Here is a 21,334-nt window from a genome sequence, read left to right as displayed (position 1 = left end):
ATTAGCGATATGGTTGTGTGTGGGTGCGTTTTCGCCCGATCCCGATCTGTTGCGACGATACGGGCCATGGGGCTGGTCCGCTCGCCTGTCATCTGCAGGGAAGCCTTTCCGGCAATGCCTGCGACGTTTTCGGGGAGGGGGCATGCTGGTTGGCTCGATGCTGCCGGCGGCGGGTTCGTTTGCCCGCGCCGATCTATGGCCGGAGGAACCTGCGGCGGAGGCCGGCCAGCGGTTTCTGCCGGTTGGGGCGGAACGCGGCGTAGCCGGTAGCGGGCAGGGCGCGCCGCTGGTCTACACCCGGCTCGAAACCGGCCGGCGTCGTTCGTATCTGCGGGTTCTGGAGCGCCTGTTCGGTGCGCGCCGCGCGGGTCGGCGGCGCGATCTCTTCCTTTCCCGTGCTCCGGTGCTGTTCCTGATGGTGGAGGAGGCGTTCCTCCTCTATGTCGTCGTCGGCCTGCTGCGGGCGATGATCGGGCGGCGCACGGTGGGCCTGCTGGCCCGGCCCAGGACGCTCGCCGTTTCCGCCCGCTGGCACCATGGCTTGCGGCGGGCCGTGCTGCGCCGGCTGAAGCGCTGGCGCTCCATCCAGACGCTCACTGTGCTGCCCTTCGGCATCTTCCCGGCTTTCGCCTCCATTGCGGATGGCTGGATCTACGACTTCCAGCTCTGGGATGTGACGGAGGAGGAGCGCAGGGCCATCGAGGCGCTGCGCGATGAGCGACGGATGGGCGAGCGCCCGGTGGTGAGCGCCATCGGCACGCAGAGCCCGGAAAAGGGCATCGACCTGTTCGCCGATGTCTATGCCCGCTCCGCTGGCCTGCGCGCGCGCTGCCAGTTCATTGCCTGTGGCCGTGTCGTGCCGGCGGCGGGGGAGCATGCCGCCGTTCTGGTCGAGGCCGGCGGCGTGCTGGTCGACCGGGTGCTTTCCGATGCCGAACTGCTCGGCACCTATGCCGCGAGCGATGCGGTCTGGTGCCTTTATCCGCCGGTCGGCGACCATGCGTCCGGCATTCTCGGGCGGGCGGCGCAGCTCGGCATTCCCGTCGTCGTGCGGCAAGGCTCGCTTGCGCATCGCCTGTGCGCCGCCGAAAGCCTGCCGCATATCGCGGCTAGCCCGGAGACGGTCACCGGACGGCTCGCCGGTCCGTTGCCGCCGCGCGATGCCGAAGGCGGCCATCTGGCGGCGCTGCGTTTTGCGGAGAAGAGCGAGGCGACGCTTCGCGCCGCCCTCGGCCTTGCGCGGCCTTAGACGAGCCGCTTGCCGTCCTCGCCGATCACCTTCTCGCCATCCTCCTTGGCGAAGGGCCCCTTGTGCGTATCCGGCAGGATATCCAGCACCGTTTCGGAGGGGCGGCACAGCCGCGTTCCGAGCGGCGTCGTCACGAAGGGGCGGTTGATGAGGATCGGCTGCGCGATCATATGGTCGAGCAGGGCGTCGTCGGAAAGCGCAGGATCGTCGAGGCCGAGCGCCGCATAGGGCGTCTCCTTCTCGCGCAGGGCCGCCCGCACGGTCAGGCCCGCGGCGGCAATCAACGCCCGCAGCGCCTCCTTCGAAGGCGGCGAGGCGAGGTAGTCGACGATTGTCGCCGTCACGCCCGCATTGCGGATGAGCGCCAGCGTATTGCGCGACGTGCCGCATCTTTCATTGTGATAGATGACCGCGTCCATGCCGGCTCCTTCGGATCGTATCCGTGTCGAGGAATAGGCGATCCGGGCTGGCCGTCAAGGGGCGGGAAGGGCCTGCCGGCTTCCAGCCACGAGCAAGATTTTCGTGCCATAGGCTGGGGCCGGAATGGATGGATGCGGCCCGGGCCTCAGGCTCATGACGAGCCTCCTTTCAGGTGCCCTGTCGCTGGAGGCTTTTATGAACCGTGTCGTGCTTGCGCGTTATGCCGAACCCCTGGAGTGGATCAAACTCATTCCCGAGGATTTCGAGGTCGTCATCTACAACAAGGGCGACCGGATCGAATCCCCCGACGTCATCCGGCGCGCCTCCACCATCGTCGACCGGCCGAACGAGGGGCGGGAATCGGAAACCTATCTCCACCACATGCTGACCGAGCGGCGGGACGACGACGATTTCACCGTCTATGCCCAGGCCGGCCCCTTCGAGCACAGCCCGGATTTCATCAACCTTCTGCACACCTGGAGGAACTGGGGCGACCTGCAGCCGATGTCCTGGCAGTGGATCGCCGAGAAAAAGGTGCCGCCGGCGCTTCTCCTGTCGGAATATGAGCGGGGTCTGTTCGGCCGCCCGCGCGTGCGCCTCGAGCACTTCTCGCTGCTCACCTGGGGGCCGATCGATTTTATCGACCAGGGCGCCTGGGGCATGGGCAACGTCTACCGCGCCATCCATGGCGGCCTGCCCGACGGCACCAATATCGCCAGCCATTTCCTGCGGCTCGCCGGGCTGGAGGCGATGGCCGACGAGGCTGCGCGGCACACGCTGGGCGTTTTCTCCTACGGCGCCATCTTCGCCGTTCGCAACCGGCACGTCGCCGCCGTTCCCCCCGAGGCCATCGAGGCCCTGCGCAACCTCTCCGTCTCCGGCATCGCGGTCTACGGCTACATCCTCGAGCGTCTCTGGCTGCACCTCTTCGGCGAGAAATTCGTTCTGCCGAAGCTTCTGCCGCAGCCGCTTTAAGGCAAACGGCTCCCTCGCCTCACAAGCCTGAGGCAAGAGGGGCTTCCTAGCATGGGGCGGCTGGCCGCAAGCGCCCGCGCGTTACGGGTTTGGACAAGGAATGGATGAATGAGTGTCGATATCAACGACTTTTCGCTCGAAAAGCTGGCGAAGGGCCGTACCTGGACGTTCGGAAACGCATCGACCGGCGACGTCTTTTCCCAATCGCTGACGCTGGCGAGCGGCGGGCGCATCCTCGGCTACACCCATCCGAATGAAAGCACCTGGCGCGTCAAGGGCGGGGCAATCGAATTCGTGACGGAGAACGGGCAGGTCTCGACCCGATTCAGCCGGATGACATCCGTCGACGGCCGCCATGAGATGGAGGGCCCCTTCCGCCTGGGCGGGCCGGGTCATCTGCACTACCTCAAGGAAGACGAGGCGCTGGAACGCCCGAAGAACCGCACGGCGCTCGTCGTGCCCATCCACGACGCCTATTTCATCTACGGCATCAATCTGCTCTATCAAAGCATGGGGTCGGACTACGATATCGTCTTCGTCTTCTCCACCGATGCCGACCGCCGCGCCTTCGCCGCGATGCACCAGGCTTCCTCCTTCCTCGACTACCATTCGATCGTGCTCGACGATCATTTCAGCGGAAGCGCGCTCAGGCTCGTTGCCGAGCGCAATGTCTGGCCGACAGTCAAGAAGTTCCTGGCGATCTCGCTGGTACACGCCTCCTACGACCACATCCTCTGCGTCGACGCGGAGACCTTCATCCTGCGCCCGACCGGCTGGACCGAAGCGGCGGCGAAGATCGTGTCGGATGCCTGCTGGTATGGCGGCGTGCTCACCGAAACGCACATGGCCGAGCGTCAGATCATGCACGCCTCCTCGCTGGGCCTTGCGCCCGCCGCCGAGCACGAGAAAATCCGCGCGCTTTCACACGACTGGGGTCTCTATACCTGGTGGTGGGATCTGCCGGTCTATGACGCGAAAACCGTTCCCGGCTTCCTCGACTGGATCGGCTGGAGCGCCAACCTCCAGTTCGTGGAGCGGCTGGGGCACAGCATTTTCGACCACATCACCTACCAGTTCTACACCGCGCTCCACTGCGGCTTCGAGATCAAGCTGGTGAACGGGCTGGCGCATTCGCTGGAATTCAGCAATGCGGGCGTGGTGGCCACGGTTCACCGCGACATCGGCCCTGTCCGCTGGACGAATGCCTACGCCTACGCCCAGGCCCCGGGCTTCTTCCGGTCGAACGACTACCTCGCGGTCTACCACATCGACCGCAAATCCTTCCCGCAGTTCAACCTGCTTTGAGGAAGGGCGTACAGCCTCCCTTAAAGCATGCGTGCGCTCAGATGCTCGGATTTCAGATATTCGGGCGGATGCCGTATTTTCCTAGATACTGCCCCGCGGTCATATGAGCTTGCGGGAACAGGTCAACGCATCTGTCTCACTCCGAGAGAGTTCTAGCGGTTGTCGAGATATCCACAAATGGTGGAATTTAATGGCGCACCCGACAGGATTCGAACCTGTGACCTTTGGAATCGGAATTGGTTATCTATGGTTCTAAGCTATTGTTGTATATGATGCGCGCTCGAAACTGGACTAGAACTGCGCTACCTTGCGCTCCTCTGCGGTCGAGGGGAAATTAGCTCAGTACAGAAAATTTTAGCACGGCAAATCCGCGTCATCGGAATTGGTAGAAATTGGTTATAGGTTATTGATCTTACAGGAGGCATATTTCAACTGCGCTGCGACTGCGCTAAGTTTTACAGGCTCGCGGCTTTTCTCAGTGTCTCGTTCATTCGCCCCTGCCAGCTCTTGCCGGTTTCGTGAAACTTGGCGACGACTGCCTCGTCCAGCTGACGCGTGATCTGCTTCGCGCTGCTGTATCTGGTGGGTAGCATGGCAACCTGTAACACAAGAGCGTCACCGGCCGGGTCGAGAGGCTACAAGCATTCCTTGATTTTGTAAGGATTACTCCTTACATTCCGCCTGAAGGATTTTTGGAGGCTCGCTATGGGAGCACTACTAAAAGAAGAAAGCACGATCACCGCCAAGGGACAGACTACCGTGCCGAAGTCTGTTCGGCAGGCGCTGGGTGTCGATTATGGCGGGCGCATTGCCTTTTTCGTAGATGAGCACCGTCGCGTCTATGTCCAGAAGGCGGAAGTGGAAGAAACTGCCGATCCCGTAATCGACCGCTTTCTCGAATTCCTTGCTCAGGATATGGCGAAGAACCCCGAGAAGTCTGTCCAGCCGTTCCCGAAAGCCCTGCTGGACCGGGCTGTCGCCCTGACGGCGGGCATGACGGTCGATCTCGATGCTGAGATCGAGGGAGACGTCTCGATCTGACATGCTGACGATCAACGGCTGGACCGTCCTCGCACACCCTCTCTTCCTCGATCAGTGGGAAAAGCTGATCGAGGCGGTCGACACGCTCAAGGCAAAGAAGCCGGGCGAATATCAGAAATCCGCCGACGCCAAGCTGCTCGCCGCGTTGGTCCAACTCGTCACCGTCACGGTGCCATCGGACCCGACAGCCGCCATGTATCGCCAAGGCTCGACCCTCGGCGATGATCGCAAGCACTGGTTCCGCGCCAAGTTCGGCAATGGCCGTTTCCGGCTGTTCTTCCGGTACAGCAGCGCCAGCAAGGTCATCATCTTTGCCTGGGTGAACGACGAGAACACCTTGCGGACCTATGGGTCCAAAGCGGACGCGTACAAAGTGTTCAAGGGAATGCTGGACGACGGCAATCCACCTGACGATTGGGACACGCTGCACAAAACGGCTTCCGACGCGAAAGCCGTTCAGCGGCTGGAAAAAGCCTCCCCCTCGAAGCCCTGATCGGCAATCACAGCCACGAAAGGCGAACCGGCAGCATCGAGAACATGAGCCTTACCGCCGCAGCCAAGCCGTTCATCGGCCCGGCGAATGCTCCATGCCAAGACCCGGCGGTTGAAAAGACTTGCGGGCGCGGGAATTCTGCCCGTTATGCCATCGTTCCAGATCGCCACCAGAGGCCAAACCGATGCCCGACTTCGACAACTTCTTCGAAAGTACCCAGGTTCGGCAGATCGTTGGCGACCTGTACCGGGTCTTCTCCGAGCCCAACGATCTGCTGACGGATCCCGAGTATTCGCCGCACCGGGAGGACCTCGTGAGAGCCGCGTGCCAGTCCACCCGGGACGACATTCCCATCGATATTCTCGACAATATTGTTGATTGCCACTGAGAACTGACCCGGCGTTTCCACCGAGAATTGACCCGCTTATTAGGTATGTTTCGGCTCTGCGGTCGTGGTCAAGTTCCTCGTTTTCTCCTTTGTCGTTTTGGTGTCGTGCGCGGAGCTGTTCTTGAAGCGGAAGCTGTCGTTGCCGGTCTCGAGGATGTGGCAATGATGGGTGAGCCGGTCGAGCAGCGCGGTTGTCATCTTGGCATCGCCGAAGACACTGGCCCATTCGCTGAAGCTCAGGTTGGTGGTGATGATGACGCTCGTGTGCTCATAGAGCTTGCTCAGCAGATGGAACAGCATCGCACCGCCTGAAGCACTGAACGGCAGATAACCGAGCTCGTCGAGGATGACGAGATCGGAGTGTGCCAGGCGGTTGGCGATCTGGCCTGAGCGACCTTGGGACTTCTCCTGCTCGAGCGCGTTGACCAGTTCCACGGTCGAGAAGAACCGAACCCGCTTGTGATGATGTTCGATGGCCTGGACACCGATGGCCGTGGCGATATGCGTCTTGCCCGTGCCGGGACCGCCGACCAGGACAATGTTGTTGGCGTCGTCCAGGAAGTCGCAGCGATGAAGCTGACGGGCCAGCGCCTCGTTGATCTCACTGCTGGTGAAGTCGAAGCCGTTCAGGTCACGATAGGCTGGAAAGCGTGCCGTCTTGAGCTGGTAGGCCGTCGATCGAACTTCACGTTCCGCGGTCTCCGCCTTGAGGAGCTGCGACAGGATCGGGATTGCCGCCTCGAATGCCGGCGATCCCTGCTCGGTGAGTTCGCCGACGGCCTGGGCCATGCCGTGCATCTTCAGTTGCCGCAGCATGATGACGACAGCGCCGCTTGCTGGATTATGACGCATGGCGGGCCTCCGTCTTTCTCAGCGCATCGTATCGTTCGACATTGGCCTTGGGCTCGTTGACGAGCGTCAGGGCCTGAGGTGCATCGATGGTGGGCGGTGTGAAGGATTTGCCGTCGACGAGGCGATGCAGCAGGTTCAGCACGTGGGTCTTCGTGGGGACGCCGGACTTCAGCGCCATGTCGACCGCCGATAGCACGGCCTGTTCGTCGTGCTGGAGAACAAGGGCCAGGATATCGACCATCTCGCGGTCGCCACCCGGCTTCTTCAGGAGGTATTGCTGCAAGGTCCGGAACGCGTCCGGTAGCTCGGCAAAGGGTGCACCGTTGCGAAGCGCGCCTGGCTTGCGTTGCACGACCGCCAGATAGTGCCGCCAGTCGTAGATCGTCTGTCCCGGTCGGTCGTGAGAGCGATCGATGACGCGACGATGCTCGCAGACGATCTGGCCTTCCGCAGCAACCACGACACGATCCGGATAGACCCGCAGGCTCACCGGTCGATTGGCGAAGGATGCCGGCACGCTGTAGCGATTGCGCTCCAGATGGACGAGGCAGGTTGGCGTGACCCGCTTCGTATACTCCACGAAGCCGTCGAACGGACGGGTAACAGGCATCAATGCCAAAGCTTCCTCAGCCCAGATGTCGGCAATGGTGCCGCGCATCTGTCCGTGTGGGGTCTTTGCCCAGAATTCCTTGCACCGAAGCTCCAGCCAGTCGTTCAGGGCATCCAATGATGGAAAGCGCGGAACAGGTTGGAAGAAGCGATGACGCGCATCCTGAACATTCTTCTCGACCTGCCCTTTCTCCCAACCAGACGCGGGATTGCAGAACTCCGGCTCGAATACGTAGTGACTGGCCATCGCCAGGAAACGGACATTGACGTCGCGCTCTTTCCCGCGGCCGACCTTGTCGATCGCCGTGCGCATGTTGTCGTAGATTCCGCGGCCGGGGATGCCGCCGAAGACCCGGAATGCATGATTATGGGCATCGAACAGCATCTCATGCGTCTGCAGGAGATAGGCCCGAACGATGAAGGCGCGGCTGTAGCTCAGCTTCGTGTGCGCCACCTGCAGTTTGGTGCGCTCATTGCCGATGATGGCCCAATCTTCCGACCAATCGAACTGGAAGGCTTCGCCGGGGTCAAACGCCAGGGGCACATATGTCCCGCGGCCCGTCGTCTGCAATTCTCTCTGCCGATCATCACGCCATTCCCGAGCAAATGCCGCAACCCGATTGTAGGAGCCCTCGTAGCCAAGGCTCATCAGATCGGCATGCAACTGCTTCATCGTCCGCTTCTGCTTGCGGTTCTTCTTGGATTCGCTCTTCAGCCAGGCAGACAACCGATCAGCAAAAGGATCAAGCTTGCTTGGCCGCTCCGGGACTTTGAACTTCGGCTCCACGCCGTCCAGGCGCAGGTATTTGCGGATGGTATTCCGGGACAGGCCAGTCCTGCGGCAAATCTCCCGGATCGATAGTTCTTCTCGAAAATGCCAGCGTCGGATCACGCTCAATAACGCCATGTCGATCACTCCATAGCCCCCGCTGAAAACATGCGAGGGAAGGTTGGAACATGGGTCAATTCTCAATGGAAATATCAGGCCACGCCGGGTCAGTTCTCAGTGGCAATCAACAATCCGGTGTCTGACGGCGATCTGGCCCTTATGCGCCGGATTGACGAATTGCATCTCGACTACCCCTTTGCCGGAAGTCGGATGTTGCAAGGGCTCTTGAGAGGAGAAGGTCTGGAGACCGGGCGGCGACACGTCGCCACGCTGATGAAGAAGATGGGCATCGAGGCGATCTACCGCCGCCCGAACACCTCGAAACCAGCGCCAGGGCACAAAATTTATCCCTACCTCCTACGAAAGCTGGCAGTCACCCGGCCCAATCAGGTAGCGTCCGCGCACGTGGTGTAATTTCGGAGGCGCATTGAGGTGGAAACGGCGGTGGAGAATGAGCTGCCGAATTCGTTGAGCGCAAGGTGGGCACCGGGCCTGTCGGAGAAGGTGGAGTTGCAAAGCTTCAACCAGCCGAAAGGAACCCCGATGACCGACGACAGATTAGCTCTTTCCGAGCTTGCCGCGAAGAGTGGCGATAGCGATTTTCTGCGCACGATTGCCGAAAGCGTGCTGCAACTGATCATGGAAGCCGATGTTGATGGCCTGATCGGCGCTGGGCGCTATGAACGTGGCGACAGCCGCCAGACATGGCGCAACGGCTACCGCGACCGCTCGCTCGACACCCGGCTCGGCACGCTGAACCTGAAGATACCGAAGATGCGACAGGGAGCCTACTTTCCCGGCTTTCTGGAGCCGAGGAAGATGGTGGAGAAGGCGCTGGTGGCCGTGATCCAGGAGGCGTGGATCAACGGCGTCTCGACGCGCAAGGTCGATGAGCTGGTGCAGGCCATGGGCATGACCGGCATCTCCAAATCCTCCGTCTCCAAGCTGTGCAAGGATATCGACGAGCGGGTGAACGCCTTCCTCAAGCGCCCCCTTTCCGGTGACTGGCCATACCTCTGGCTCGACGCCACCTATCTGAAGGTGCGTGAGGGCGGTCGCATCGTGTCGGTGGCGGCGATAATCGCGGTGGCGGTCAACACGGACGGGAAGAGGGAGATTGTCGGCCTGCACATCGGCCCCTCCGAAGCCGAGCCGTTCTGGACGAGCTTCCTGCGTGATCTGGTCCGCCGAGGCCTCACCGGCGTCAAGCTGGTCATCTCCGATGCCCATGAAGGGCTGAAAGCGGCCATTACCCGTATCCTCAGCGCGACATGGCAGCGCTGCCGTGTTCATGCGACACGCAATGCGCTGGCCTACGTTCCCAAGGGCCAGCACACCATGGTCGCCGCCGCGATCCGTCAGGCTTTCATCCAGCCCGACCATGACAATGCCGTGCAGACCTGGCGGCATGTCGCCGACCAGCTCCGCGCCAGATGGCCCAAGCTCGGTACCTTCATGGACAATGCCGAAGCCGACGTGCTGGCCTACATGGCCTTCCCCGCCCAGCACCGCACGAAATTACATTCAACGAATCCACTCGAACGCCTCAACAAGGAGGTCAAGCGCCGTGCCGATGTCGTCGGCATCTTCCCCAACGAGGACAGCATCGTTCGCCTCATCGGCGCGGTTCTGCTCGAAGCCAACGACGAATGGCAGCTCCTGAGCCGATACATGCAGGTCGAGGCAATGGCCGAGCTAAACCCACCAACAATCGAAGAGGAAACTACACTTCAGATTACACCCAGAGCCGCCTGATCATGACGGCCCGGTCCTACACCCGAAATTACACCAACTTGACGGACGCTATCCCCAATCAGGTCTGGGCAATGGACCTGACCTACATCCCCATGGCGCGGGGATTTGTCTATCTGTGCGCCGTCGTGGACTGGTTCAGCCGGAAGGTCTTGTCATGGCGGTTGTCGATCACGATGGAAGCAGCCTTCTGCATCGAGGCGGTGGAGGAGGCACTTGCCCGTCATGGCAGGCCGGAAATCTTCAATACCGACCAGGGATCGCAGTTCACCTCCATCGACTTCACCGCCGTGCTGAAGAGGTCACAGATCGCCATCTCGATGGATGGCAAGGGTGCGTGGCGAGACAATGTCTTCGTCGAGCGGCTCTGGCGTTCGATCAAATACGAGGAAGTCTACCTCCATGCCTACAAGACTGTGTCCGAGGCACGCGCTGGCATCGGCCGATATCTGAACTTCTACAACACCAGACGCCCACATTCATCCCTTGACCGGCGGACGCCGGATCAGGCCTACTTCAACGCGCTGACACCAATGATGGTGGCGGCATAATCGAGGCGGAAATCCACTTAGCGAAACGCCCGAAGCTGTTCAGACAAACCGAGCCACCTCTCCTGAACCTGTCTTTCGCCCGTAAAGCTCTCATAGATGCGCTTTTCGCAAACGCGGAGCAATGTGTTGTATTCCGTACCTGTGAAGCTCGGGCGACGGTTATCCACTCGTTTGCGGGTTTTCGTGGACGGCATGACGAGTGGCTGACAATACCCCCAACGAGCCGCTTGCTCGAATATACCGCGAATGATGACCATCTCGCCATTCAGGGTGCTGAGCGCGGCCACCTTTCGAGGTGCAGCACGACTATAGATTCGACCATTACGCTCGCAGCGAATTTTCTCGATCTTCGTTCCGTGGCCAGATGTCCAATAGGTCTTGCGCCATAGCAGATAGCGTTCGAGGTCGGCCGACGTGATCGTGTCGATGGGCTTATCGCCGAAATAAGCCATTGGGAAACGGCGGATGATCGGAGGCCAATAGATCGGGTGATACTTGCTGCGTTCGTCGGCGGATGCCTCGAACTCGACCTTCTTCATGAATTCTTCCGCCACCTTCGAGAAAGGCTGCTCGTCAATGGTGAGGCCCTGCTTCAAACGATAAGTCTGTTCGTGCCAAATCTGATTGGCTAGGCGCAAGGCTTCTGCTTCATCAGGCGTTTGTAGGGATTTTTTGATCTGCTTGCCGTCCAAACTGTATCTCATGGACCAGTTTTTCGTGCCTGGGCGCTGGAAAAGAACGAAAGGCTGCTTGGTACGCTGTAACATGAACCCGGTTTCCAATGGTGTTACTACGATAGCGCGACTGCGCTAAGACTGTGCTAACGGGCGTCCCGCACAGTTTTCACCGGCATTGAAAAGCTTGAGTTTTTTCCAACGCAAAAATGCGACTGGGCTAGGACTGTGCTAGCTTATTTCTGCAATGTAAGAGATCAAGCAAAGACTGATACGTCAATCAAATCAATTAGTTCGGTGGCGCGCCGCACCGGGTGAAGAAGACAACTTTATCTACTCCATAGCCCTCTAAGGCCCTCCTTTGGCGAGAAACGAGGCCTGCAGCCCCCCGGAGCTTGATGGACAGCTCGCTGTTCATCATTTCAAGCCGACCTTGATGGCTACGATCGGGGAGTTGTGCATACGGAGATCGGCACAATAGATCACTCAGATTCGGCCGAATGATCGAGCAATCATTCTCCGGCCTCCAGATCTGCGGCGGCGATAGCTTCCACGTCGATGGATCGATTACGCATCCCTGCAAATCGGTCCCGGTAGCCGGGGAGGCAGGTGCAATCGCGTGAACGCTCGATACCAATAATCCCAATCACGCTATCCGCGCTTTCCGGGGGTATTCGCATGCGGCCGTCGCGAAGGGCGAGATAGAGCGCGTCGATGGCGGATTGATCGCCGAGCGTGGAAAGCGCGGATGGATGACGGAAGATATCCAGTGACCAGCCCGCCGCTCGCGCTTTGGCGAGAGCGCGAGCTCGTCCTCTTTTTTCGTCGATGACGGGTACGAAGTTTCTGGTCGAGGCAACAGCGATCGTTGCCGCTTCGCCATCGTCCAGCGAAGGCGCGATCGACGTGAGTTCGTAGAAAATCTCGTACTCCACCTCGGTCAGGCGGGCGAGCGTCACGGTTCCATTCGCGACGAGACTGTACAGGAAACCGTGCTCCCCGTTCCTGCGGCTCGTCTCGTGTTCCAGTTCTCCAGCCACAATCTCGGGGACGAGAATATCGTTGGGAATGGCTGCGAGCATCCGTTCGCCGTATTTGCAGGCGTGGAGGTTGATCAGAACACTGGTGTCGAGAACCAGCGGGTCCGCGATATTAATCAGGGAGCTTGAGCAACTCATCCGTCTCTCTTTCCTCAAGCTCGATTTGATCAACAATGCCGCGAAGCTCCACTCGCCCCACCTTCAGCAATTCTGCCAATTGTCCTTCCGACATCAGTCCGCGTTTCCAGGCGGCGTGCGCCATGAGGCTCAGGCGGTGCGAGATCGGTCGATCGGCGTCACTCTTTGACGGATCGCGGCGATCCGTCATTTCGCCCAGGACCTCCCGAACATGGTCGTCGGTGATGCCGCCGTTGTTCTCGAACCAGGCCCAAGTGCCGCGCTTGACGAGACCCAATTCTTCGAGCCTGAGACCGCAAGCTTGGCGCGAGATGTTATACTGTTGGGCAAGGAGGATGATCAGGCGTCGGGTCGTCTTGCCGGTTATCTCCTTCAGTTGGCGAAAGCTTTCCGAGAAGCTTTCAGCAGGCGTCAGGAACGCGCGGCCAAAGGCGTTTGCGTAGCGTTCATCGCGCGACAAGAATCTCTCATCATCCTCGAGCACTTCCGGGGTTTGCCGAGTGCCATAGAAATGGCCGATTTCATGAGCCGCGGATTGGATGCGACGTGGCAATGGATGGTTGGCGTTGAGAAGAATGCAGGCGCCGATGCTTTCATCGTAAGTGAACAGCCCCGCCACCTTCGAGTTCGAAGAAAGGCGGCGCTGATACAAGCGGATGCCGAGGCCCAGCTCGATAACCGAAAAGATATCGGCAATCGGCCCTGGGCCGAGACCCAGCCAGTGGCGCAGTTCCTTGGCATGCGTTTCAGCCAACGCAACAACATCACCGTCATTGATGCCGCGCGCCGGCGGGTAATTTCTCCGCCGCTGGATCCCTAGGATGTTCTCCATTTCAACGTCCGCCTTGATCAGATCGTTGAAGAGCAGAATGGCCTCGGTGGTGTGTGCGTCCTCCGTCTCACGCAGTTTCCGGAAGCGGGGCATCAAATCGGTGTGGACGGCTTCTCTGCGAAGGAGGGCGTTCACAGACACGCCGTAGTGACGAGCCAGCATCTGGATTTCCTGGATGCGCACACGGCGCACACCCTTCTCGATGGATACCAACGTCGGGCGAGACATGCCTATGACCTGGGCCGCGTCATCCTGCCGGATATCCGCGTTCTCCCGCGCGATGCGCAGTCGGCGTCCTATTTCTTGCGCGCTCAGCTCATTCAAATCGGCCATAGCGCCCTCCATCCATCCAGCTCTTCAAAAAGCTTTGTTCTCCTTGCGCGGACAGAAATGCCCGCCATTCCACGGCATGCGTACCCAACATTGTCCTTAGCTTCGTCAGCGCTTTCTCAGTGCTTTCCCCGATTACCGCCCCGATCTGCGAGGCGTGGACGCGAAGGGCGTCATCAGGCAAGCTGGCGAGCTCGGCAAGGTGCTGCAGGTGCCGTGCGCCCACGCTCCCATATTCGACCATGATGTCCCGATCGGCCTTCAGGGGTATGACGGATAGTGCGCCGCTCGCGTCAGTGGCGGCCAGATCGGACACGACATAAGCGTCTCGCGCCTCGTTAACACCAGCTGCATGCAAACTAACGCGCCTGAGCAAACAGGCAGCACACAAGCCACAATGCTTTCGCCCCCCAACATTCACCACGCGGCGGCTCTGCCAGCAGGAATGAGTGCTTGTCAGGTGCCGTTCGGTCTTTCCGGGAATGTCCAGGAATGCTCGTAGCGTCTGCCCTTTCGTCGACCACAAACGTGGCTGCTCAAACTTGCCCCGATAGCCTAGCAGTGCCGTGATGAACCGCTCCATCTTTCGGAAGAACGTCGGATGGTTGCGATAGTCGGGATAGATGTTGTGCAGAGGCAGCAATACGGGTCCAAGCGCACCCTGGCCGCTCTCGGGCACTATGATACGCGCCACGCTAGAAAGCTGCGCGGCAATTGTCGTTACCGCCGCGAACTGGAATCCGCGCGAACGGAAGCTGCTTTCGTGTCCGCGATATCCCTGCACCTTGAACGGGATCTGCGTGAAAAAACTGTCTCCGGTTTTCCGGCGTTGGCGCTTGCCGGCGATCCGAATGCATAGGGCCTCGTCCTGGTCGCCACTCAACGCAGAGACCGCACGCGAATCCAAGCCGTCGCTGTAAGCGACGGCAAAGGTCTTGGTCTTGCCGAAGTCCAGCGGAATTTGCCGCGAACCGATGGGCGAGCGGTCTTTCGCTCCAACGAAGGAAAACCGCCACGTGTCGCCGGTCAGGTGGTTCAAGACGCCATGCAGGCTCTTCAAAACCTCCGGCTTCTGCCAACTTTTGAGGTCGATGACCGGAACAGTCACTTCCAGGGTCCGGCGCCACCCAAGCGGGCGCTTCCAACGTCGGTCAGCAAACTCAATGGCGGCGCACAAGACCAACATGTCGTAATGCAGCGGCTGGAACCCCTTCACGTCGAACGTATCCAGAACCGCAGCATTGAAGCGAATGTGCCGGCCGACTTCCGCCGTTACGGCGCCCTTCGGGAGAGCGCGGCCGGGCTTCTGCCCCTTTTCGATAACGAACAGGTGCTTGCCCGATACGGGTGCCTCATGCGTACGGGCGCTCACTCTTCCGGCCCCTCGTCCACGCCGGCTTTCTTTTGAACTGCCAGCCGGAAAGCGCTCTTGCTACCGGTGGCCAGGGCATCGCAGAGCTCGTTGGGCTTGATGGCCGCAAACGTCTCGCGGTTCCGTTCTATGCCCTTGTGATAATCCTCTCGCTTCATGTCGCCGAGCTCGCGGGCGCGAATGCACTCTTCGTCGAGCCTGTTCTTGGTGGTGCCGATCCAGTCTTTCGCCGTGCTTTCGAGCGATCGGTTGAGAGCCTCGTCGATAGGCATCTGGTCACGCAGGTTCGCGATCAAATGCCGCTGAAGCGCATCCGCCAGAGGCGAGGTTGGGTGACTCTCGAAAATCGTTTCGACCTCCGACACCGGGTCTAGATCCATTTGCGTGCGTTCCGCATGCGCCTTGAGGTCGCCGAAAAGCGGGCTGAATGCGTTCATGTCGACGTCACCAATCATGCTGTGACAAGCCTGCATCGTCCGCTCTTCCGCGCTGACCGCGTCGCTGACCAGGTCTTGCCCGTACCGTTTCCAGCGGCTGCTCAGTTCTGCATTTCTGAATGGCCCATCGGTCATGACAGCCTCCCATGTCGGCAATATGCGCATAAAATCTGACAAAGTCAATATATGATAATATAAACCTGACAATTGGAGGCCTGGATAGGAAAAGTCCTAGCTGTGTGTGATGCGGACATGATCGCTTGGCGCTCGTCGCGTAACCTTCCAGCGCACCCGGTTGACGTCGATATTCGCGATGACCTCCTCAAAATACGGGTGATCGACCTCCGACACCGAATGTCCCATCACGACGATCCGATCGACATCCGACAGCCCGGCAAAGAAGGCTGCGTTTTTCTCGATGACTTTGGCGGTGGGTTTGAACGTGTCCTTGAAGTAGTCGTCGACAATCCCCTGCCCTTCGACGACACGCATATCCGCATCCTCCGGATCCTGGTGGAAACGGTAGGGATCCAGGTTTGGAACAGGCTCCCATCCATGGCCCAGCACCAACGTCTCCGTTGGGTTCGCGGCCGCTCCATGGATATGCAACACGTTGATGTCGGGAACCGCGTACAATCGTTGTAGCGACGGGGTGTAATTGAAGTTCAAGAAGGTCCCCGAGCGATCCACCCGAACGCGCTGCCCGCTGAACTCAGCAGCCCATGGCACAGGGAGCTGGCGTATCCATTCGGCGAAGCGCAACCGCAACGTCGTCGAGATCGCCTCGACCGCTTGTTGTATCTCGTACTGGTAATCGTGGTGGTATGCGTCGCTCCAATCGTCGGCGCCATATCCGACCAGAAAGTTGGCCGCGTCCTCAATCAGTGAATCGCTGTCGAAAGAGGCCAACCGATCCTCGAATTCGGCCCAAAACTGCGCATCCATCGAAAAGTATTTCTCGACGACATCATAGGTCTTGGCATCCGACCGCCGGAGATACTCTCCGAACGCCTTATAGGATGACGGAATTCCGTGGTGGAGATCGAAGCCGTTTCCGATGATGTAAAGCGTTTTCCCCATCCCAGCCCTTCAGTGTTTTCCCGTTCGCCAACGCATTCGCTCATTTGCGCTGCTCTTCAATCGCTAATCTCCATATCCGCCTCCGCGATCAACTCCTCCGCCAATTCCGAAAGCCAGGGCGAAACATCATCGATCTGAACCGCGTTGGCGTGCGCCGCGTAATAGTCACCGACTGTCCCGAAGCGCTTCCCGAACCGTTCCGTAAACATCCTCTGCAGCTTGGCGTTTCTGCTCAGGACGCTCGACATCGCGCGACCACCACGCAAGAACCTGATCGCATGCTCCGTTCCGAGCAAATAGAGGTGCTTACGCTTTGCCGTCGGATGCTCCGCAAGCAGCAGGTAGTCCTTGAAAACTGCATTCTGGCGAATCGTCTCTGGTCCGCCTCTCCACTGGATGAATTTGAACTCGGCAACCCGAACATTCGTCTCCAGATCGAAATCGCGGCCCGTATTTCCCGCACCGAGAGACACAGATTCGACGCGCTCGTCCGGTTCGAGAATATGCGGCAGGCACATGAGGATGCCGAGCGCATGGATCGTGACATTGATCTGTCCGGCCAGCCGCTTCATGCCGGCCGCGGCCGCAAGCACCTCACGGCCAGCCCCGGCATTTTCGAGGAAGCCCGTGCAATCGCTGGCCGACACACCTCGTACCGCGCCTTCGATGCGCGACAGTGTCTGCGTCAAATCCGGCCCGGTAAAGCGACCGAGCAGTTTGACGATCTCGACGGGATCCCCAGTCATCTTGCCTTCCCCAGCTCAGCGCGCATCCACTCTGTCAACTCGTCGTCCAACGCAGCGTCGACATAGACGTCGCAACGCGGCGCGATCCCCGCCTTCACGTCGATCACCAGATGAAGCCCAACCAGATACCCGTAAGCCCCGGCCTGTTCCGTCATTCCCTTGAGCTTCCAGATGTCCCCATCGAAGTCCTTGTTGGTCGACTTCTTGACCTCGACGACGAGCAAATTTTCACGCTTGCCGACCCGATGTACGATGAGGTCAGGGACAATCGCATCCTTCCCAATCAACTCGTCATCGCTCAGGTCATAGCGAAGGCGCTTGATCACGTCCTCGCGGCGATTCCATTCCAAATCGATTGACCAGCCGGCATATTCCCCATGCAGGAGATCCCGAATCCGAGCGACAAGCGCGCGCTCGGCAGGATCCGCATAGGCAAGATCCTTATCCTGCAGAAGTGCACGCACCGCAGCCGCGAATACTGAAAGTATTTCTTGCAAATCATCCCTCATGACATTCATCTACCATGAAATACCTCAATGAAAATCGGGACCGCGACGTGAAAACCGAATTCGGCAGCAAGAATACGAAACCCAACGCTCTTTGCTTTTCCAATATGCGCGCTGATGGCATAGGCCTCCCGCCAAATCCTGCCAGGAAACCCCAGCCATACCAATTTTTTCGGAGCTATTGTCCGTGACCGAACAACAATCGCGCTCATCGCAATGGCTTGCCTGGATGAATGACTATGTCGACGCTGCCAGGCGGTTCACTTCAGAAGATCCGGTCGATGTTGCATCAGACGAAGAGCGGGAGCTGATAGCGCTAAAAATGGCGCTCTACGCCCGAGCGCTGACGCTGTTCGAGGGCGCCCTGCTCCTGCTCGAAAACGACCGACAGCGTAACCGTCCGGTCTCGGCCGCCTTGCGCGGTGGGCGGCATTTCCCGAACGGTGTGACCTTAAGTCTAGCTTTAAGGTCATGGCGATGGTTCGGGCTGAGGTTCTGGGCGCGATCGAGCGGCGGCGGCGCTGGCGCTATGAGGACAAGGTCCGGATCGTCGAGGAGAGTTTTTCGGCGGGTGTGACGGTGACGGATGTCGCGCGACGCAACGGGGTCGCGGCAAGCCTGGTTTTCACGTGGCGGCGTCAGGCGAAGCTGGGGCAGTTGGGCGGCGGCAGCCCGGCGCCGCTTCTGCTGCCCGTCGAACTGGCTCCTGTCGTGACCGACGTCCCGCCCACGTCGGCGTCCGAGGTTGCCTGCACAGAGCCCGCGCGCCGGAGCCGTCGTTTGTCCGGCATCATCGAGATTGCGCTCGGTTCTGGCCGCAGGCTGCGGGTCGACCGCGATGTCGACGCGGACGCGCTGCGGCGGGTGCTCGACGTGCTGGACCGGCGATGATCGCGATCCCTGCCGGGATGCGGGTCTATCTCGCGATGGGCCCGACGGATATGCGCAAGGGTTTCGACGGTCTGGCCGCTCTGGCGCAGCAGGCGCTGCAGCAGGATCCGTTCTCCGGCCACCTGTTCGTCTTTCGTGGCCGCCGGGGCGATCTTCTGAAGGTGTTGTACTGGGATGGACAAGGCTTCTGCCTGTTCGCCAAGCGATTGGAGAAGGGCCGCTTCATCTGGCCGGTGACGACCGACGGCGTGGTGCGGCTGACGCCGGCGCAGCTCTCCATGCTGCTGGAGGGGATCGATTGGCGCGCGCCGATTCGAACCGATCGCCCCAGCCTGGCGCTGTGAAGCGAGGTGCTTCGAGCCGATTCAGGACTGTGGTCCGCGGTCAAGATCGACCATGATTCAATGGCTTGGCCGCCGGCCTCGGGATAATCTCGAAAGGACCATGGCGAGCGCCTCCGCAGACCTTCCCGACGACGTGGCGACGCTTCAGGCGCTGCTGATCGCGGCACGGGCCGAGACGGCCGCCCATCTGCTCATGATCGAGAAGCTGAAGGCGCAACTGGCGAAGCTGCGCCGGATGCAGTTCGGGCAGTCGTCGGAGAAGCTCGACGCCGCCATCCACCAGTTGGAGCTGGCGCTCGAGGATGTCGAGGAGGGCACGGCGGCGCGGACGGTTCTGGAGCGCGCGGTCATGCCGGCAACTCCCGACGCCCGGCAGCATCCGGTTCGTCGTCCCTTGCCCGATCATCTGCCGCGCGAGGAGATCGTGCATTGGCCAGCGGGCATCGCCGATGGCGATCTCGGCTGTGGTTGCCAGGCTTGCGGCGGACAGTTGCGCCGGCTCGGCCAGGACGAGACCGAGGTGCTGGAGCGCGTCACCCAGTTCAAGGTCGTCCGGCATATCCGCCCCAAGATCGTCTGCCGCCTGTGTGAAGCGATCGTGCAGGCGCCGATGCCGTCCCTGCCGATCGAGCGCGGGCGGCCGGGCCCTGGATTGCTCGCCCATGTGCTGGTGGCCAAGTATGCCGACCATCTGCCGCTGTACCGCCAGTCCGAGGTCTATGCCCGCGAAGGCGTCGATCTCGACCGTTCCACCCTGGCCGATTGGGTCGGATCGGCGGCGGCGCTGCTGACACCCCTGGCCGAGGCGATCGGCAAGCATGCCATGGCCGGGCGCGCGCTTCACGCCGACGACACGCCCGTGCCGGTGCTCGCCCCCGGGTTCGGCAAGACCGCGACGGGCCGCCTTTGGGTCTATGTCCGCGACGAGCGCCCCCATGCCGGAGATGCCGCGCCAGCCGTCCTCTATCGCTATACGCCGGATCGGAAGGGCGTGCGCCCGCAAGGCCATCTCCAGGGCTTCGCCGGATATCTCCACGCCGACGGATATGCCGGCTTCGACAAGCTCTATGCCGGCAGCCCCGGTAAGCGCGCCGCGATCGCCGAGGTCGCCTGCTGGGCCCATGTCCGGCGCAAGTTCTTCGATATCCACCAGGCCAACGCCTCGCCGGTCGCAGCCGAGGCCTTGCGCCGGATCGGGGAGCTCTACCAGGTCGAGGACGCCGTCCGTGGCCGCCCGCCCGACGAACGGCGACGATCGCGGCAGGAGCACGCCGTTCCACGGCTCGCCAATCTGCGGACCTGGTTCGACACGACCCTGCCCAAGCTGTCGGGCAAGAGTGAACTCGCCAGGGCGATCCGCTACGGCCTGTCGCGCTGGCCCGCGCTCACCCGCTATGCCGACCGCGGCGATCTGGAGATCGACAACAACGCCGCCGAGCGCGCGATCCGGCCGCTCGCCATCGGCCGCAAGAACTGGCTCTTCGCCGGTTCCGACAAGGGCGGCGAGCGCGCCGCCGTCATCTACACCCTGATCGGGACCGCCAGGCTCAATGGCCTTGATCCCCAGGCCTATCTCCGGGATGTTCTGGCCCGCATCGGCGACCATCCCATCAACCGCGTCGGTGAACTCGCCCCCTGGAACTGGACGAGCCATGCCCGGACTGTCGCGCCAACAGAAGCAGTTGTCGAAGGCGCTGCTGGACCTCGATGAAGAGGCGATGCTGATCGAGGAACTGGACGGCTTCATTGCCGGCCTCCTCGTCTGCCCGCAGATGATCCCTCCCAGCGCCTGGCTGCCATGGGTCTGGAACAGCGCCGACGCAAAGGGCGAGCCGGTGTTCGAGAGCCTCGACCACGCCAACAAGGTGATGGGCCTGGTGATGGCGTACTACAACGACGTCGCGCGCACGCTCTTCGACCAACCCGAGCGCTATGGTCCGATCGTCAGCATCGACAGGCGCAATGGCGAGATCCTGTGGGAGATCTGGATCGAAGGCTTCGAAAAGGCCGTCAAGCTGAAGCCCGAAGCCTGGGTGCCCCTCGCCACAGCCGATATCGAGGCCGCCAGGGCCTGGACCGGCCTGATGATGCTCGCCGATGTCGCCCGCCGCGATCCCCGCTTCTCCGACGAGCAAATCGACGCCATCACCGCCACCGCTCACGACAAGATCGCCGACTGGGTGATCGAACTCAACGACTGGCGCCTCGCCAACGCCGCCCCGGCGCCGACCATGACCACCCGATCAAACCCCTTCGCCGCTCCGGCTCAGAAGGTCGGGCGAAACGACCCGTGCCCCTGCGGCTCCGGCAAGAAACACAAAAAATGCTGCGGTCTCAACTGAGAGCGCTAAAGCTCACAGGGCCGAGACCGGACGGTTACCCGACAGCTTGATTTTCGAATCCATTCCCGCGGCGTCCTC

General features: G+C 60.8%; 23 protein-coding genes and 2 pseudogenes. 13 read left to right on the top strand and 12 right to left on the bottom strand.

Translation table 11 applies throughout. The annotated features are described in order from the left end of the window. Positions 1–142 precede the first annotated feature (142 nt). A complete protein-coding gene (locus K8M09_RS12540; RefSeq protein ID WP_160786295.1) occupies positions 143–1,249 on the top strand; it encodes a glycosyltransferase family protein in 1,107 nt (368 codons plus the stop codon). Here K8M09_RS12540 and arsC read toward each other — a convergent pair. Further along, the gene (gene arsC, locus K8M09_RS12535; RefSeq protein ID WP_160786294.1) at positions 1,246–1,668 is read right to left on the bottom strand and encodes an arsenate reductase (glutaredoxin); all 423 of its coding nucleotides are present in this window, start codon (positions 1,666–1,668) and stop codon (positions 1,246–1,248) included. The genes K8M09_RS12540 and arsC overlap by 4 nt on opposite strands. Positions 1,669–1,864: 196 nt before the next feature. Between arsC and K8M09_RS12530 the strand changes: the two genes are divergently transcribed. After that, a complete protein-coding gene (locus tag K8M09_RS12530; RefSeq protein ID WP_160786293.1) occupies positions 1,865–2,644 on the top strand; it encodes a hypothetical protein in 780 nt (259 codons plus the stop codon). 108 nt (positions 2,645–2,752) lie between these two features. Beyond that, the gene (locus K8M09_RS12525; protein WP_160786292.1) at positions 2,753–3,949 is read left to right on the top strand and encodes a hypothetical protein; all 1,197 of its coding nucleotides are present in this window, start codon (positions 2,753–2,755) and stop codon (positions 3,947–3,949) included. Positions 3,950–4,404: 455 nt separating this feature from the next. Here the strand turns inward: K8M09_RS12525 and K8M09_RS12520 are convergent, their stop codons facing one another. After that, positions 4,405–4,542 (bottom strand): BrnA antitoxin family protein, encoded by a 138-nt coding sequence (locus K8M09_RS12520; protein ID WP_160786291.1) that lies wholly within the window; start codon positions 4,540–4,542, stop codon positions 4,405–4,407. Between the two features lie 112 nt (positions 4,543–4,654). Between K8M09_RS12520 and K8M09_RS12515 the strand changes: the two genes are divergently transcribed. From K8M09_RS12515 to K8M09_RS12505, 3 genes are all read left to right on the top strand, one after another. Further along, positions 4,655–4,990 (top strand): type II toxin-antitoxin system PrlF family antitoxin, encoded by a 336-nt coding sequence (locus K8M09_RS12515; protein ID WP_160786290.1) that lies wholly within the window; start codon positions 4,655–4,657, stop codon positions 4,988–4,990. A 1-nt stretch (position 4,991) separates the two neighbouring features. Further along, the gene (locus K8M09_RS12510; RefSeq protein WP_160786289.1) at positions 4,992–5,483 is read left to right on the top strand and encodes a type II toxin-antitoxin system YhaV family toxin; all 492 of its coding nucleotides are present in this window, start codon (positions 4,992–4,994) and stop codon (positions 5,481–5,483) included. Positions 5,484–5,667: 184 nt separating this feature from the next. Next, on the top strand, positions 5,668–5,871 hold the full coding sequence (locus K8M09_RS12505; RefSeq protein ID WP_229341866.1) for a hypothetical protein: 204 nt from the start codon (positions 5,668–5,670) through the stop codon (positions 5,869–5,871). A gap of 39 nt (positions 5,872–5,910) precedes the next feature. On the opposite strand, the gene istB is transcribed toward K8M09_RS12505, so the two are convergent. Further along, positions 5,911–6,723, bottom strand: coding sequence for an IS21-like element helper ATPase IstB (gene istB, locus K8M09_RS12500; RefSeq protein ID WP_160788246.1), 813 nt, complete (start codon positions 6,721–6,723; stop codon positions 5,911–5,913). Beyond that, complete coding sequence (gene istA, locus K8M09_RS12495) at positions 6,713–8,239, bottom strand: IS21 family transposase (RefSeq protein WP_160788247.1); 1,527 nt, start codon at positions 8,237–8,239, stop codon at positions 6,713–6,715. The genes istB and istA overlap by 11 nt, the downstream gene beginning before the upstream one ends. A 117-nt stretch (positions 8,240–8,356) precedes the next feature. Here istA and K8M09_RS12490 point away from each other — a divergent pair. From K8M09_RS12490 to K8M09_RS12480, 3 genes and pseudogenes are all read left to right on the top strand, one after another. Further along, a pseudogene (locus tag K8M09_RS12490) lies at positions 8,357–8,614 on the top strand (IS3 family transposase); the annotation flags it as partial. A 150-nt stretch (positions 8,615–8,764) separates the two neighbouring features. Next, positions 8,765–9,976 (top strand): IS256 family transposase, encoded by a 1,212-nt coding sequence (locus tag K8M09_RS12485; protein WP_160788268.1) that lies wholly within the window; start codon positions 8,765–8,767, stop codon positions 9,974–9,976. Positions 9,977–10,029: 53 nt separating this feature from the next. After that, positions 10,030–10,524, top strand: a pseudogene (locus K8M09_RS12480) (IS3 family transposase); the annotation flags it as partial. 17 nt (positions 10,525–10,541) lie between these two features. On the opposite strand, the gene K8M09_RS12475 reads toward K8M09_RS12480, so the two are convergent. The 8 genes from K8M09_RS12475 to K8M09_RS12440 form a co-directional block, all read right to left on the bottom strand. Beyond that, positions 10,542–11,291, bottom strand: a complete 750-nt coding sequence (locus tag K8M09_RS12475; protein WP_229341864.1) for a hypothetical protein — start codon at positions 11,289–11,291, stop codon at positions 10,542–10,544. A 419-nt stretch (positions 11,292–11,710) separates the two neighbouring features. Further along, positions 11,711–12,376, bottom strand: a complete 666-nt coding sequence (locus tag K8M09_RS12470) for a PIN domain-containing protein (RefSeq protein WP_206366698.1) — start codon at positions 12,374–12,376, stop codon at positions 11,711–11,713. Continuing rightward, on the bottom strand, positions 12,351–13,541 hold the full coding sequence (locus tag K8M09_RS12465) for an XRE family transcriptional regulator (protein ID WP_160787683.1): 1,191 nt from the start codon (positions 13,539–13,541) through the stop codon (positions 12,351–12,353). The genes K8M09_RS12470 and K8M09_RS12465 overlap by 26 nt, the downstream gene beginning before the upstream one ends. After that, entirely contained in the window at positions 13,525–14,910 is a 1,386-nt protein-coding gene (locus K8M09_RS12460) for a 7-cyano-7-deazaguanine synthase (RefSeq protein ID WP_160787684.1), read from the bottom strand. Before K8M09_RS12460 ends, K8M09_RS12465 begins: the two co-directional genes overlap by 17 nt. Continuing rightward, a complete protein-coding gene (locus K8M09_RS12455; RefSeq protein ID WP_160787685.1) occupies positions 14,907–15,482 on the bottom strand; it encodes a hypothetical protein in 576 nt (191 codons plus the stop codon). The genes K8M09_RS12460 and K8M09_RS12455 overlap by 4 nt, the downstream gene beginning before the upstream one ends. A gap of 96 nt (positions 15,483–15,578) precedes the next feature. After that, positions 15,579–16,427 carry a bacteriophage abortive infection AbiH family protein gene (locus K8M09_RS12450; protein ID WP_160787686.1) on the bottom strand — a complete coding sequence of 283 codons (849 nt, stop codon included), beginning with the start codon at positions 16,425–16,427 and terminating at the stop codon, positions 15,579–15,581. A gap of 56 nt (positions 16,428–16,483) precedes the next feature. Continuing rightward, positions 16,484–17,173 carry a hypothetical protein gene (locus tag K8M09_RS12445; protein WP_160787687.1) on the bottom strand — a complete coding sequence of 230 codons (690 nt, stop codon included), beginning with the start codon at positions 17,171–17,173 and terminating at the stop codon, positions 16,484–16,486. Next, positions 17,170–17,682, bottom strand: coding sequence for a hypothetical protein (locus tag K8M09_RS12440; RefSeq protein WP_229341862.1), 513 nt, complete (start codon positions 17,680–17,682; stop codon positions 17,170–17,172). The genes K8M09_RS12445 and K8M09_RS12440 overlap by 4 nt, the downstream gene beginning before the upstream one ends. Before the next feature lie 474 nt (positions 17,683–18,156). Between K8M09_RS12440 and tnpA the strand changes: the two genes are divergently transcribed. The 4 genes from tnpA to K8M09_RS12420 all read left to right on the top strand — a co-directional run bounded on the left by tnpA (position 18,157) and on the right by K8M09_RS12420 (position 21,256). Then, positions 18,157–18,570 carry an IS66-like element accessory protein TnpA gene (gene tnpA, locus K8M09_RS12435; RefSeq protein WP_160787689.1) on the top strand — a complete coding sequence of 138 codons (414 nt, stop codon included), beginning with the start codon at positions 18,157–18,159 and terminating at the stop codon, positions 18,568–18,570. Continuing rightward, complete coding sequence (tnpB, locus tag K8M09_RS12430) at positions 18,567–18,914, top strand: IS66 family insertion sequence element accessory protein TnpB (RefSeq protein ID WP_076443144.1); 348 nt, start codon at positions 18,567–18,569, stop codon at positions 18,912–18,914. The genes tnpA and tnpB overlap by 4 nt, the downstream gene beginning before the upstream one ends. Positions 18,915–19,014: 100 nt before the next feature. Beyond that, positions 19,015–20,625, top strand: a complete 1,611-nt coding sequence (tnpC, locus tag K8M09_RS12425) for an IS66 family transposase (RefSeq protein WP_160787690.1) — start codon at positions 19,015–19,017, stop codon at positions 20,623–20,625. Continuing rightward, positions 20,567–21,256, top strand: a complete 690-nt coding sequence (locus K8M09_RS12420) for a UPF0149 family protein (RefSeq protein ID WP_076443148.1) — start codon at positions 20,567–20,569, stop codon at positions 21,254–21,256. Before tnpC ends, K8M09_RS12420 begins: the two co-directional genes overlap by 59 nt. Positions 21,257–21,334 lie beyond the last annotated feature (78 nt).

Origin of the sequence: Shinella zoogloeoides, assembly GCF_020883495.1 — a bacterium.
In the GTDB taxonomy this organism is placed as follows: domain Bacteria; phylum Pseudomonadota; class Alphaproteobacteria; order Rhizobiales; family Rhizobiaceae; genus Shinella; species Shinella zoogloeoides.
This window is presented reverse-complemented; position numbering and strand designations above follow the sequence as displayed.